At 68.6% G+C, this 12,975-nt stretch carries 10 protein-coding genes and 2 tRNA genes; 9 read left to right on the top strand and 3 right to left on the bottom strand.

Features of this window, described 5'->3' with window-relative positions:
- Nucleotides 1-46: 46 nt before the first annotated feature.
- The 9 genes from ACN8HC_RS02910 to ACN8HC_RS02870 all read left to right on the top strand — a co-directional run bounded on the left by ACN8HC_RS02910 (nucleotide 47) and on the right by ACN8HC_RS02870 (nucleotide 10,129).
- Entirely contained in the window at nucleotides 47-820 is a 774-nt protein-coding gene (locus ACN8HC_RS02910; RefSeq protein WP_490073363.1) for a hypothetical protein, read from the top strand.
- A 239-nt stretch (nucleotides 821-1,059) separates the two neighbouring features.
- Nucleotides 1,060-3,147 carry a DNA topoisomerase (ATP-hydrolyzing) subunit B gene (gyrB, locus tag ACN8HC_RS02905; RefSeq protein ID WP_490073362.1) on the top strand — a complete coding sequence of 696 codons (2,088 nt, stop codon included), beginning with the start codon at nucleotides 1,060-1,062 and terminating at the stop codon, nucleotides 3,145-3,147.
- 389 nt (nucleotides 3,148-3,536) lie between these two features.
- Nucleotides 3,537-6,203, top strand: a complete 2,667-nt coding sequence (gene gyrA, locus ACN8HC_RS02900) for a DNA gyrase subunit A (RefSeq protein WP_490073361.1) — start codon at nucleotides 3,537-3,539, stop codon at nucleotides 6,201-6,203.
- The gene (locus ACN8HC_RS02895) at nucleotides 6,200-6,775 is read left to right on the top strand and encodes a DUF3566 domain-containing protein (RefSeq protein ID WP_490073360.1); all 576 of its coding nucleotides are present in this window, start codon (nucleotides 6,200-6,202) and stop codon (nucleotides 6,773-6,775) included. The genes gyrA and ACN8HC_RS02895 overlap by 4 nt, the downstream gene beginning before the upstream one ends.
- Nucleotides 6,776-6,882: 107 nt before the next feature.
- Nucleotides 6,883-6,959, top strand: a tRNA-Ile gene (locus ACN8HC_RS02890).
- A 33-nt stretch (nucleotides 6,960-6,992) separates the two neighbouring features.
- Complete coding sequence (locus tag ACN8HC_RS02885) at nucleotides 6,993-7,121, top strand: DLW-39 family protein (RefSeq protein ID WP_490073359.1); 129 nt, start codon at nucleotides 6,993-6,995, stop codon at nucleotides 7,119-7,121.
- 33 nt (nucleotides 7,122-7,154) lie between these two features.
- Nucleotides 7,155-7,227, top strand: a tRNA-Ala gene (locus ACN8HC_RS02880).
- A 353-nt stretch (nucleotides 7,228-7,580) separates the two neighbouring features.
- The gene (locus tag ACN8HC_RS02875) at nucleotides 7,581-7,994 is read left to right on the top strand and encodes a response regulator (protein WP_490073358.1); all 414 of its coding nucleotides are present in this window, start codon (nucleotides 7,581-7,583) and stop codon (nucleotides 7,992-7,994) included.
- A 53-nt stretch (nucleotides 7,995-8,047) separates the two neighbouring features.
- Nucleotides 8,048-10,129, top strand: coding sequence for a PAS domain-containing sensor histidine kinase (locus ACN8HC_RS02870; RefSeq protein WP_490073357.1), 2,082 nt, complete (start codon nucleotides 8,048-8,050; stop codon nucleotides 10,127-10,129).
- A 12-nt stretch (nucleotides 10,130-10,141) separates the two neighbouring features.
- Here the strand turns inward: ACN8HC_RS02870 and ACN8HC_RS02865 are convergent, their stop codons facing one another.
- The 3 genes from ACN8HC_RS02865 to ACN8HC_RS02855 are packed head-to-tail and all read right to left on the bottom strand — an operon-like array spanning nucleotide 10,142 to nucleotide 12,971.
- Nucleotides 10,142-11,599, bottom strand: coding sequence for a glycosyltransferase family 2 protein (locus ACN8HC_RS02865; RefSeq protein ID WP_490073356.1), 1,458 nt, complete (start codon nucleotides 11,597-11,599; stop codon nucleotides 10,142-10,144).
- Nucleotides 11,599-12,705 (bottom strand): HEAT repeat domain-containing protein, encoded by a 1,107-nt coding sequence (locus ACN8HC_RS02860; protein WP_490073355.1) that lies wholly within the window; start codon nucleotides 12,703-12,705, stop codon nucleotides 11,599-11,601. The genes ACN8HC_RS02865 and ACN8HC_RS02860 overlap by 1 nt, the downstream gene beginning before the upstream one ends.
- Entirely contained in the window at nucleotides 12,702-12,971 is a 270-nt protein-coding gene (locus ACN8HC_RS02855; RefSeq protein ID WP_490073354.1) for a response regulator transcription factor, read from the bottom strand. Before ACN8HC_RS02855 ends, ACN8HC_RS02860 begins: the two co-directional genes overlap by 4 nt.
- Between the last annotated feature and the right edge of the window lie 4 nt (nucleotides 12,972-12,975).

Here is a 12,975-nt window from a genome sequence, read left to right as displayed (position 1 = left end):
TCGAGTTTGTGCACACCGACCCCTAGCGGCAGGAAGCAGTTTCGACGTGAGTCATGACCACGAAGGTCAGGGCAGCAACCCGGGCGGGGGCCGGGATGAGTTCGACCACTTTTTCAGCGATCAGAGCACTTCGACAAGCGCGCACGACCCGGATGCCACGGCGTGGGCCGGCCCGCCATACGACAGCGACCGGACGCGCTCGAGCGAGCACGCGACCTACGCCCGCCCGGCTCCGCAGCCGGGGCGGCAGCCGTATGACGAGTACCAACCGGCCGACCAGACCCACTACCAGCCGGCGGCCTTCTACGAGGAGCCGCCGCAGCGCAAGGGTGCCGTGTGGGCGCCGGTGGCGGTCATCGTGGTTTCCCTCGCGATCGTCGCGGTGGTCATCGCGATCATTCTCAACAACTCGACCGGCCGGATGACCGAGGGCGCGTTCACGCCGACGGCCACCGTGACGAAGACGAGGACGCAGACACCGTCGCAGTCGTCGGCCCCGTCGTCGTCCGCGCCGTCCTCGTCGTCGTCCTCGCACGCGTCGAGCAGTTCGAGTTCCAGTCCGAGCTACGCGACCACACTGCCCGGTTCGGCGTCCCCCTGTCCCGGATCCAGCACCTACGGGACGGGGCCCAAGACGTCGTGCAGTTTCGCCGCGGTCGTGGCGACGCTCTACAACGCCAACAAGAACAGCGCGGGCGACGCGTCGTTCCGCGCGAAGTCACCGGAGACGCACGACAAGTACGCCGTGACCTGCCACGAGGACTCCTACGTCACCTGCACGACGGAGACCGGAGCGATCGTTTACGTGCTGCACCAGTGAGCCACCGCTGAACGCGGCGTGAGCGCACTGCCGCCCCCGGTCATGTGTGGGGAGTCGAGAAGTGGTCCGTCCGGCCCGCAAAATGCCATTGACGACACCTCACGTGCCGTTCTGCGTGCCCAGCAAGGTATGCTGGAAGACGAAATCTGAGCATTGTCGCCCCCTCCTGCGGCTCGCCACTCGGCGAGCCGCACGTGTGCCCGGCTCGGATTCGTCTCGCATCGCCTCGAAGGAGCACTGTGACCGACACGCCTGCGCACGATTCGTCCACGAATGAGCCGGAAACCCGGCCGGCAGCAGCAGACGACGGTGGTGCTTCCACCTACGGCGCCGAGGACATCCAGGTGCTGGAGGGCCTCGAGGCGGTCCGCAAGCGCCCCGGCATGTACATCGGGTCCACCGGTATCCGCGGCCTGCACCACCTGGTCACCGAGATCGTCGACAACTCCGTCGACGAGGCGATGGCGGGGTATGGCGACCACATCGAGGTCACCATCCTGGCCGACGGCGGTGTGCGCGTGCGTGACCACGCTCGCGGCATACCGGTGGCGATCAACGAGGCCTACGGCGTCTCGACCGTCGAGCTGGTGCTGACCCAGTTGCACGCCGGCGGGAAGTTCGGCGGCGGCGGCTACAAGGTCTCCGGCGGACTGCACGGCGTCGGCTCGTCGGTCGTCAACGCGCTGTCCACCAGGCTGACCGCCGACGTCCGGCGCAACGGCCAGATCTACTACATGGAGTTCGACCACGGCGTGCCCAAGGCACCGCTGGAGGTGATCGGCGAGACCGATCCGTCCGACCACGGCACGACCATCACGTTCTGGGCCGACCCGGCCATCTTCGAGACGGTCGACTACGACTTCGAGACGATCCGGGCCCGCTTCCAGCAGTACGCCTTCCTCAACAAGGGCCTGGCGATCACGCTGACCGACGAGCGGGTGCAGCAGGTCGACGAGGGTGCCGAGGAGGAGGCGCTCGCGGGTGCCACGGCCAAGGACGAGGTGGAGGACGAGTCGGGCAAGCCGCGCACCGTCACCTACCGCTACGACGACGGCCTGATCGACTACGTCAAGCACCTCAACTCCTCCAAGAAGAGTGAGCCGGTGCACGAGGACATCATCGCCTTCGAGCACGAGGACCCGGATCGGCTGCTGTCCGTGGAGATCGCGATGCAGTGGACCACGGCATACAGCGAGTCGGTGCACACCTACGCCAACGCGATCAACACCCACGAGGGCGGCACCCACGAGGAGGGTTTCCGGGCGGCGATGACGTCGCTGGTCAACACCTTCGCCCGCAACCAGAAGCTGCTGAAGGACAAGGACGAGAACCTCACCGGCGACGACATCCGCGAGGGCCTCACGGCCGTCGTGTCGGTCAAGCTCGGCGAGCCGCAGTTCGAGGGGCAGACCAAGACCAAGCTGGGCAACTCGGAGGTCAAGGGCTTCGTGCAGTCGGCGGTGCGTGACGAGTTCGACCACTGGCTGCAGCAGCACCCGCGCGAGGGTCAAGGCATCGTCCGCAAGGCGATCCAGTCCGCGGCGGCCCGGATGGCGGCGCGCAAGGCGCGCGAGGCCACCCGGCGCAAGGGCCTGCTGGACACCGCGGCGATGCCCGGCAAGCTGAAGGACTGCCAGAGCAACGACCCGACGATCTCCGAGGTGTTCATCGTCGAGGGCGACTCGGCCGGTGGTTCGGCGGTGCAGGGCCGCAACCCCTTCAACCAGGCGATCCTGCCGATCCGCGGCAAGATCCTCAACGTCGAGAAGGCCCGCATCGACAAGGTGCTGGCCAACAACGAGGTGCAATCGCTGATCTCGGCGTTCGGCACCGGCATCGGCGAAGAGTTCGACATCGGGAAGGCGCGCTATCACAAGATCGTGCTGATGGCCGATGCCGACGTCGACGGCATGCACATCCGCACGCTGCTGCTGACCCTGCTGTTCCGCTTCATGCGGCCGCTGATCGAGGCCGGCTACGTCTACCTGGCGCAGCCGCCGCTCTACCGGATCAAGTGGAGCAACCACGAGCACGAGTTCGCGTTCTCCGACAAGGAACGCGACGGGCTGATCAAGATCGGTGAGAGCAACGGCTGGCGGCTGCCGAAGGACAACGCCGTGCAGCGCTACAAGGGTCTCGGCGAGATGAACTATCAGGAGCTGTGGGAAACCACCATGGACCCCGAGCACCGGACGCTGCTGCAGGTCACCCTGGACGATGCGGCCGCCGCCGACGAGATCTTCGCGGTGCTGATGGGTGAGGATGTCGAGAGCCGGCGTGGGTTCATCCAGCGCAACGCCAAGGACGTGCGGTTCCTTGACATCTGACGAAGGACGCAGCGGAGGTTGGACGCGAGCGCAGCGAGTGTCCGGCCGTAGCGGAGTACGAGGAAGATGTCGTAAGGGCTTGACATCTGACGAAGGACGCAGCGGAGGTTGGACGCGAGCGCAGCGAGTGTCCGGCCGTAGCGGAGTACGAGGAAGATGTCGTAAGGGCTTGACATCTGACGCCTCGCTGGTCGAGTAGGGCGGAGCGCCAGCGGAGCCCGTATCGAGACCCGAGGCGGCACGTGGTCTCGATACACCTCCTCCGCTTGGCTCCCCCGGGCACCCTTCGATACGCCGGCTCGTACCTCGCCGGCTACTCAGGACAACGCTCGACCGACGTGAAGCGCCATACAACAACTTCGAATTGCATTGGGAACTGAGGGAGATCGATGAGCGACGACGACGGCCAGACTCCGCCGGACGACAACGCGGACGAGATCGTGGGCAGCTCGGACCAGGTGGGTGACGAGGCGATCACCCGCACCGGGATTGACCCCATCGATCTCAACACCGAGATGCAGCGCAGCTACATCGACTACGCTATGGCGGTCATCGTCAGCCGCGCCTTGCCCGATGTGCGCGACGGGATGAAGCCGGTGCACCGCCGCATCGTCTACGCGATGTTCGACGGCGGCTACCGCCCGGACCGCGGCTACAACAAGTGCAGCCGCGTGGTCGGCGACGTGATGGGTCAGTACCACCCGCACGGTGACAGCGCGATCTACGACGCGCTGGTCCGTCTGGTGCAGCCGTGGTCGATGCGCTACCCGCTGATCGACGGGCAGGGCAACTTCGGCTCGCCCGGCAACGACGGAGCCGCCGCGCCGCGATACACCGAGTGCCGGATGGCGCCGCTGGCCATGGAGCTGGTGCGCGACATCGAGAAGGACACCGTCGACTTCGAGCCGAACTACGACGGCAAGACCATGCAGCCGACGGTGCTGCCGGCGCGCTTCCCCAACCTGCTCGTCAACGGCGCCGCCGGCATCGCGGTCGGTATGGCGACGCAGATCCCGCCGCACAACCTGCGCGAGGTCGCCGCCGGCGCCCAGTGGCTGCTGGCGCACCCGGAGTGCAGCCGCGAGGAGTTCCTGGCCAAGCTGTTGGAGATCATCCCCGGCCCGGACTTCCCGACCGGCGCGCTGATCATGGGCCACAAGGGCATCGAGGACGCCTACCGCACCGGTCGCGGATCGATCGTCATGCGCGCGGTGGTCAACGTCGAGGAGATCCAGGGCCGGCAGTGCCTGGTGGTCACCGAGCTGCCCTACCAGGTCAACCCGGACGCGCTCGCCGAGAAGATCGCCGCGCTGGTCCGGGACGGCCGCATCGGCGGCATCGCCGACCTGCGCGACGAGACCTCCGGCCGAACCGGTCAGCGCCTGGTGATCGTGCTCAAGCGCGACGCCGTCGCCAAGGTGGTGCTGAACAACCTCTACAAGCACACCCAGCTGCAGCAGAGCTTCGGCGCCAACATGCTGGCGCTGGTCGACGGTGTACCGCGCACGCTGCCGATCTCGGCCTTCGTGCGCTACTGGGTGGAGCACCAGATCGAGGTGATCCGCCGCCGGACGGCATACCTGCTGCGCAAGGCCGAGGAAGAGATCCACATCCTGCGCGGCTACCTCAAGGCGCTCGACGCGCTCGACGAGGTCATCGCGCTGATCCGGCGGAGCCCGTCCGCCGACGAGGCCCGGACCGGCCTGATGCAGCTGCTGGACGTCGACGAGGTCCAGGCGACCGCGATCCTCAACATGCAGCTGCGCCGCCTGGCGGCGTTGGAGCGGCAGAAGATCGTCGACCAGCACGACGAGCTGCAGCGCGCCATCGAAGACTACCGCGACATCCTGGGCAAGCCGGAGCGGCAGCGGCAGATCGTCAGCGACGAGCTGGGCGAGATCGTCAACCGGTATGGCGATGCCCGGCGCACCCAGATCGTGCCCTTCGACGGTGACATGTCGATGGAGGACCTCATCCCCGAGGAGGACGTCGTCGTCACGATCACCCGTGGCGGTTACGCCAAGCGGACCAAGACCAGCGAATACCGCTCGCAGCGCCGTGGCGGCAAGGGTGTCCGCGGCGCCAGCCTGCGCGGTGACGACGTGGTGGAGCACTTCTTCACGACGACGACCCACCAGTGGCTGCTGTTCTTCACCAACGCCGGTCGGGTCTACCGTGCGAAGGCCTACGAGCTGCCCGAGGGCAGCCGGGACGCCAAGGGTCAGCACGTCGCCAACCTGCTGGCCTTCCAGCCGGGCGAGCAGATCGCCCAGGTCATGCAGCTGCGCGACTACGAGCAGGCACCCTACCTGCTGCTGGCCACCAAGCGGGGCCTGGTCAAGAAGACCCGGCTCACCGACTACGACTCGCCGCGCACCGGCGGTCTCATCGCGGTCAACCTGCGCGACGGCGACGAACTCGTCGGCGCCGGACTGACGAGCTCCGAGGACGACGTGCTGCTGGTGTCCCGCAAGGGACAGTCGGTGCGGTTCCACGCCACCGACGACACGCTGCGGCCGATGGGCCGGTCCACGTCCGGCGTGACCGGCATGAAGTTCCGCGCCGGCGACGAGTTGCTGTCGATGAACGTCATCCATGCCGGCACCGACCCGGACGTCTTCGTCGTCTTCGAGAACGGCCTGGCCAAGCGCACCGCCGCCTCGGACTACCCGGTCAAGGGTCGGGCCACGCTCGGGGTGAAGGTCGCGGCGATCTCCGATCGCGGGGGTGACCTGGTGGGCGCGCTGACCGTCCACGAGACCGACGAGGTCCTCGTCGTCATGGAGAAGGGCAAGATCGTCCGCTCCCCCGTCGTCGAGGTCCGACGGACCGGCCGGTCCACCCAGGGTGTGCAGTTCGCGACCCCGGACAAGAACGACTCGATCGTCGCCGTCGCCCGGAACGCCGAGCAGGAGGTCGAAGACGACCAGGATGATGGCGTACCGTCATCCGAGGTGCCGCAGGACGGTGCCACGGTCGCCGAGGCCCCCGTCACCGACGGGTCGGCGGAGGCGGACGTCGAGCAGACTCCGGACGAGCCGGGAGACGATGAGTGAGCAGCACTGACGGATCCGACGCCCAGGGCGCCGGGACGACGGCGACCGACACCGGGGCGGTGAAGCTGCCGGCCGCGGCCGCGGGCGGCACCACACGCGCCACCCCGCCGCGGCCCGCTGCCAAGGGCGGCGGCGGCAAACCCGCCGCCAGGACGCCCGGTCGCGCCGCGCCGCAGCGCCCTGGCGCACCACGACGACCGGGCCGGACGACACCCCGCAGGGTGCGGCTGACCCTCTCCCGGATCGACCCGTGGTCGGTCATGAAGATCGCGTTCCTGCTGTCCGTGGCCATCGGCATCGCGATGGTCGTGATGATCGCGATGCTCTGGATCGTGCTGAAGGGCATGGGCGTCTGGGACAACATCAACGCCCTGCTGCGCACCCTGGAGACCAACGGCAAGAGCTTCGACATCATGGACTACGTCGGCTTCGGCCGCGTCGTGTCGCTGTCGGTCGTGATCGCCGTGGTCGACGTGCTGCTGATGACGGCCTTCGCGACCCTGGTGGCGTTCCTCTACAACATCTGTGCCTCGCTGGTCGGCGGCGTGCAGATGACGCTGTCCGACGACTAGCGGCCGCGGGCGGGCGCCATACGACCTCGTTTTGGTGCTGCCCGCCTCGGTGAGATAGTCTCGTCCGGCGCCCGGGGCAAGCAGCCGCGGGACGCCGGACGGTGCACGGGCCTATAGCTCAGTCGGTTAGAGCGCTTCCCTGATAAGGAAGAGGTCACAGGTTCAAGTCCTGTTAGGCCCACCACCACCCTCCCCCGGAGCCGATCGGAGTCCGCCAATGTTCAAGAAGCTCGTCCTGCTGCTCGGCGTCGCCGGCCTGGCCGTCGTGGCCAAGCAGAAGCTGTCCCAGAAGAAGGACACCAAGGACCTGTGGGCGCAGGCCGCCGACAAACCCGCCGGCAACTGACACCTTCGGCCGCCCTCGGGTGGCCGTCCCTTCGGGGCCATGGCGCAATTGGTAGCGCACCTGCTTTGCAAGCAGGGGGTTAGGGGTTCGAGTCCCCTTGGCTCCACCGGCTGATCCCGGACCGTATGACGCGGTCCGGGATTTTCGTGTCCGCGGTCGCAACGCCCTTCCGCGAGGTCCGCAAGCGAGGCGACCGATCTTGCCGCTCGGGAAGCCCGACGATCCCTACGCCCACCCGGCTCCAGCTAGAACGCCCGGTTGGCCGACGGCAGCGTGCCGGTCAGCAACTTGTCCGCCATCTCGGGATTCCGTCATAGGTTCGGGGTGCACAAAGGCGCTCTGGCCGCCTCCCGACCCCTATCCTGAGTGCTCACAACAGGGTCGGGCCGTTCGGAACCGGGTAGTGAAGACGCTGCCAGGGCTGTAGCGCCTCCGGAAAGCAGATCTCGTAGGAAGTTCATGACCCAGCACGATCAGGACGACCCCCGGTCGACTGCGGCGAACGCAGTCGGCGAGCCACGTGTGCTCCTCGTCGAGGACGACGTCGACACCCGCGTCCTGTTCAGCTCCCACCTACGCCGGCTGGGCTGCAGCGTGGTCGGCGTGGGCAGTGGGGAGGAAGCCATGCCCGCGGCGCGGCTGCAGCGACCCGACATCGCGATCGTCGACCTGCGGCTGCCCGGAATCCCCGGCGAGCAGGTGATGCGTGAGTTGCGTGCCGATCCCGAGACGGCACACTGCCGCGTCGTGATCACCTCGGTGCTCGATACCGACCGCTATCCGTCGACGGCGGACGCCGTGCTGCCCAAGCCGTTCACCCGCCGTGAACTCGAGGACCTGCTGACCTCCCTGATCGCGCAGAACGCCGGATGAGCGGGACGAGCCGGGCAACACGGAGAGGCTGGACCGGCGGTTCGGCGCGCGACATGGAGCAGCAGCCGAGCGTGACGCACGCGTCGCCCACCGGCTCCCGAGGTCCGCTGGTCGGGCCGGGGCGCACCCGGCGCATCCTGCCCTTTGCCGGCGCGACCCTCGTCGCGTTCGTCACCCTCGCTCTGCCCGGCCACGAGCTTCGTGGGTCAACGCTGGCCGCAGCCGTGGTGCTGACCTGCGTGTTGGCGATTGCGGTCGTGGCGCTGCCGTGGAGAGCGCTGCCGGCACGGGCACAGGTCGTCATACCCGTGGCGTTTCTCGCCGTGGCGGCGCTGCTGCGCGATGCAGACGGCGCGAGTCGGTCGGAGCTGTCGGCGCTGATCATCCTCCCAGTGCTCTGGGTCGCTCTCTACGGCACGTGGCGGCAACTCACGGTGGCGGTCGTCGGTGCGTGTGTGGCGTTCCTGGTGCCCATCCTGGTCGTCGGCGCACCCGACTACCCGCCTCGGGAGTGGACCCGGGTGATCCTCTGGCCGGTGCTCGCCACCATCGTGGGATACACCGTGCACCGGCTGGTGCAGGAACAGGAGTCCCTGGCCGACAATCTGGAAACGAGCAGGGTCTTCCTGCAAGCGGTCCTGGACAGCGTGGACGTCGGCATCACCGCGTGCGACGCGGCCGGGCGGCCCAGCCTGGAGAACAATGCGGCCCGCGCCATCCACGGCTCCGGTCCGCCGAACGGTTTCCACGGCATCAGCACGTCGGTGAGCGAGCCGGGGGGCGGCTTCCGGTTGTTCGCCGCCGACGGCGTGACCCCGATCCCTGCCGCCGACGCACCGTTGGCGCGCGTGCTGCGGGGTGAGCCGGTGGAGGACGAGGAGATCGTGGTCACGCCGGTCGACGGCCCCCCGCGTCGCACCGTGGTCCACGGTCAGCGCATCATCCGCAGTGACGGCAGCGTGCTGGGCGCCGTGGTGGCGATGCACGACATCACCGAACGCCGGGAAGCCGAGCAGGCGGTCCGGGACAGCGAAGAACGTCTTCGGTTGCTGATCGACGCCACCACCGACTACGCCATCCTGATGCTGGCCCCCGACGGACGGGTGCAGACCTGGAACACCGGCGCGGAGCGGCTCAAGGGCTACGCGGCCGACGAGATCGTGGGGCGGCACTTCTCGGCGCTGTACCCGCCCGGTCAGAAGACCGGGACGGATCTCGACCGCGCGCTGACCCAGGCCGCGGAGCACGGCCGATTCGCGGAGGAATGCTGGATCGCCCGCAAGGACGGCAGCGTCTTCTGGGCCGGCGTCGTCATCACCGCCATCCACGACACGGCAGGGCAGCTGCGTGGCTTCAGTCTGATCACCCGCGACCTGACGGAGGTGCGCGCCGCGGAGCATCTCAAGGACCAGTTCCTCGCGGTTGTCTCGCACGAGTTGCGCACGCCGTTGACGTCGATCATCGGATTCCTCGAGATGCTGTTGGACGACACGGACAATCTCAGCGATGCCCAGCTGCAGTTCCTGGCCACCATCGACCGGAACGCGCACCGCCTGCTGCGGCTGGTCGGCGACCTGCTGCTCACCGCGCAGATCGACGCCGGCAGTGTCACCCTCGAACTCGAACCGGTCGATGTCGAGGCCTTGGCCGCCGCGGCGGTGGAGGCGGCCCGGCCCCGGGCGGCGGCCAGTGACATCACGCTGCAGGTGCAGGCCGACGAGCTGCCCACGGTGACCGGCGACCCGGGACGATTGGGGCAGGTGCTGGACAACCTGCTGTCGAACGCGCTGAAGTTCACCCCGTCCGGAGGACGGGTGGACCTGAAACTGGCGGCGGAGGGCCCCGGCGTCGCGATTGAGGTCACGGACACCGGCATCGGCATACCGGCCGACGAGCAGCGCCTGATGTTCCAGCGCTTCTTCCGCGCGTCCACCGCTGTCGGCCGCGCCATACCGGGGGTCGGGCTCGGCCTCACGATCGTCAAGACCATCGTCGAGGCGCATCACGGCACGTTGACGCTGAGCAGCACCGAGGACGTCGGCACGACCTTCCGTGTCGAACTGCCGGTCGAGCAACCGCGACGGCGGGCGGCCGGTGCGATGGCCAAGCAGGGAGTGGCCGGACGGAACCGGTGAGTCCGGGCGTCGTTACTGGTCGGTGCTCTCGCCCAGTCCGACGCGCGTCATGGTGCCCCACACCTGCTTCTTGCCGCGCAGGCTGGCCCACCACCCCTGCAGCCGCCACCAGGCGGTGAGCTGGCGGTAGCCGAGGTTCTCGGCGATTGCGGCGGTGACCATCGCGCCCAGGTCGCGCCAGCGCGTGTACTTGTGGAACGTCAGCTCTTCGACCGTCATCGCGGCCAGTGTCACCAGGATCGCGTAGCCGTACGCGATGAGGAGGAACAACAGCGCGAAGGGGACGTTGACGACGCCCAGTGCGAGACCGAGGACCATCAGCAGCAGCCCGGCGAACTCCAGCAACGGTGCGATCAATTCGAAGGCCCAGTAGAAGGGCAGCGCGATCATGCCGAGGCGGCCGTAGCGCGGGTTGCACACCATGCCGCGGTACTTCCACAGCGTCTCCCAGAGACCTCGGTGCCAGCGGGCGCGCTGCTTCTGCAGCACCTTGAGGGTCGACGGGACCTCGGTCCAGCACACCGGTTCACCGACGAACTGGACACGGTAGTCGCGGCCCTCGCGGCGCATCGTACGGTGCACGCGCATCACGAGTTCGAAGTCCTCACCGATGCTGGTGGTGTCCAGCCCGCCGACCTCCACCAGCACGTCCCGGCGAAAGACGCCGAACGCACCGGAGATCAGCAGGAGGGCGCGAATGCGGGACCACCCGGTGCGGCCGAGCAGGAACGCTCGCAGGTATTCCACGATCTGGATGCGGGGGAGCAACTGACGGGGCATCCGCGCCTCGACCAGGCGGCCGGCGACGATCCGGCTCCCGTTGGCGGCACGGACGACACCGCCGGTGGCGACCATGCGGTTCGGGTCGTCGGCGAACGGGACGGTGACCGTGATCAGGGCGTCGGGGTCGAGGATCGAATCGGCGTCCACGAAGACGACCAGGTCGGTGCTGGCTGCGTTGATGCCGAGATTGACCGCGTCCGAGCGGCCCGAGTTGGTCTTGCGGACGACGGTCAGCGGTGTGCGTCCGTCGCGCGGAATGTTGACCGAGAGGATCTCGGCGTTGACCGGCACTTCGATGGGAATCTCCCGGTCCACCGGCACCAGGTCGAAGGCCTGCTGCAGCACCGCGAAGGTGTCGTCGGTGCTGCCGTCGTCGACCGCGACCACCTCGTGGTGCGGGTAGTGCAGTGCGAGGAGGGATTGCAGCGAGGACACGATGCCGGCAGCCTCGTTGTGCATCGGCACCACGACGCCCACCGACGGTGCGTAGTCACCGGCGATGCGCTCGGGCCGGCCGGACTGCTCCACCCGGCGCAGGTGGTGTACGAAATCCCAGGCGGCCAGGCCGATCAGCATCAGGTAGGAGGTGTTGATGACCAGGAAATAGATCAGGATCGGCCACTGCACCACTCCGAGGGCGGTGAGCACCACGTCACGCAGGCTGTCGCTGAACGCCTGCCAGTCCATCAGGCCTCCTCTCCACCGCGCAGCCGCAACACCTCGAGGGTGGCTCTGGCTGCGCGCACGGCCGACGGGGAGTTGTCCGCGTCGGCGGCCGCGCGTCGCAACGCCGCCCGGCCCTCGCCGGAGTCTCCGAGTGCAGCGGCGGCGACCGCCGCGAGCCGCCGGTCGGAGTCGGACAGCAGGGCCGCGAGTGCGACCGCAGCGTCGGCGGTGCCGAGCTTGCCCAGTGCGGTCGCCGCGGCACGACGTACCGACGACGGTTCGCCGCTGCCAGTCAGCGCAGTGAGCACTGGTCCGTCCGCCGGGCGGCCGAGTTCACCGAGCGCTGTGGTGGCGGCGACCCGGACCAATGAGTCGGGGTCGCTGCCGGCGAGCGCGGCCAGTTGCGACGCGCACGAGCTGAACAGTCCCCGCCCGGCCACCTTCGCCGCGACCAGCCGCACGCCCGAGTCCTCGTCCGCCACTCCGTCGCGGATCGCCGGCTCTGCGACGACACCCAGCCGGACCAGCGCATCGGTCGCCGTGCCGGCGGCCACACCGGGTTGCGCATGATGGGTGCGCACGGCCCGCAGCACCGCACGCGCAGCATCGGCCCCGGCCGGCGGCCCGACCGCTCCGATCGCTCGAGCCGCCACGAGCCGGACCTCCGGCGAGCGGTCGTGCAGGCCGCGCAGCAGATCGGAGGTGAGGTCCGGGTCGCGGAGCAGCCCCAGGGTGCGGAAGGCGCGTGCGCGCCGGACACTCGAGGTGGCATGGGTTGCGCGGACCGTCCGGGTGACCGCGTCCCGGCCGCGGAGCACGTCGACGAGGGTGTCGGCCGGCGCCCCACGCACCTTGGTCAACACACCGACCAGCGCACGGTCGAGTTCGCCGCGTTGATCCGGGTGTGCGATGAGCCGGGCACGCGCCGTGCCGTCGCCGTCCTCTCCGGCGGCCACCGCCAGCACGTCGGGTCGCAGCGGTGCCATTCGGGAACGAGTCGCCGCCTCCCGGCGGCTGGTGATCAGTTTGCTCAGCACCACCACTACCGCGAGCAGCACGCAGAGCGCGATTACGACGATCGCCACGATGTGCAGCAGCCCGCTGCTGATCAGCGAGGGTGCTGTCACGCACCCCGCCCCAGCAGACCGGCAACCCGGTGGACGAGCTCTCGTGGGCTGAACGGTTTGCTCACGTAGTCGTCAGCGCCCACCGAGAAGCCGGCATCCACATCGCTGTCGCGGGTCCGGGCGGTCAGCAGCACGACGCGTACGTCGGCCAATTGTTCGTCGGCGCGGATGGTCCGCAGCAGATCGAGGCCGGACAAGCCGGGCATCATGACATCGAGCACCGCGAGCCGGGGCGGGTTCTGGCGGATCTCCTCCACCACAGCCACACCT

This window comes from Flexivirga sp. YIM B11880 (assembly GCF_058148645.1).
Note: the sequence above shows the minus strand (reverse complement) of the source record. Positions and strands in the feature narration are given on the sequence as shown.

Bases quoted from the DNA above. Each gene is read 5' to 3' on its own strand.
- gyrA (WP_490073361.1), top strand. From the start codon at position 3,537: ATGAGCGACGACGACGGCCAGACTCCGCCGGACGACAACGCGGACGAG.
- ACN8HC_RS02885 (WP_490073359.1), top strand. From the start codon at position 6,993: ATGTTCAAGAAGCTCGTCCTGCTGCTCGGCGTCGCCGGCCTGGCCGTC.
- ACN8HC_RS02875 (WP_490073358.1), top strand. From the start codon at position 7,581: ATGACCCAGCACGATCAGGACGACCCCCGGTCGACTGCGGCGAACGCA.
- ACN8HC_RS02870 (WP_490073357.1), top strand. From the start codon at position 8,048: ATGGAGCAGCAGCCGAGCGTGACGCACGCGTCGCCCACCGGCTCCCGA.
- ACN8HC_RS02865 (WP_490073356.1), bottom strand. From the start codon at position 11,599: ATGGACTGGCAGGCGTTCAGCGACAGCCTGCGTGACGTGGTGCTCACC.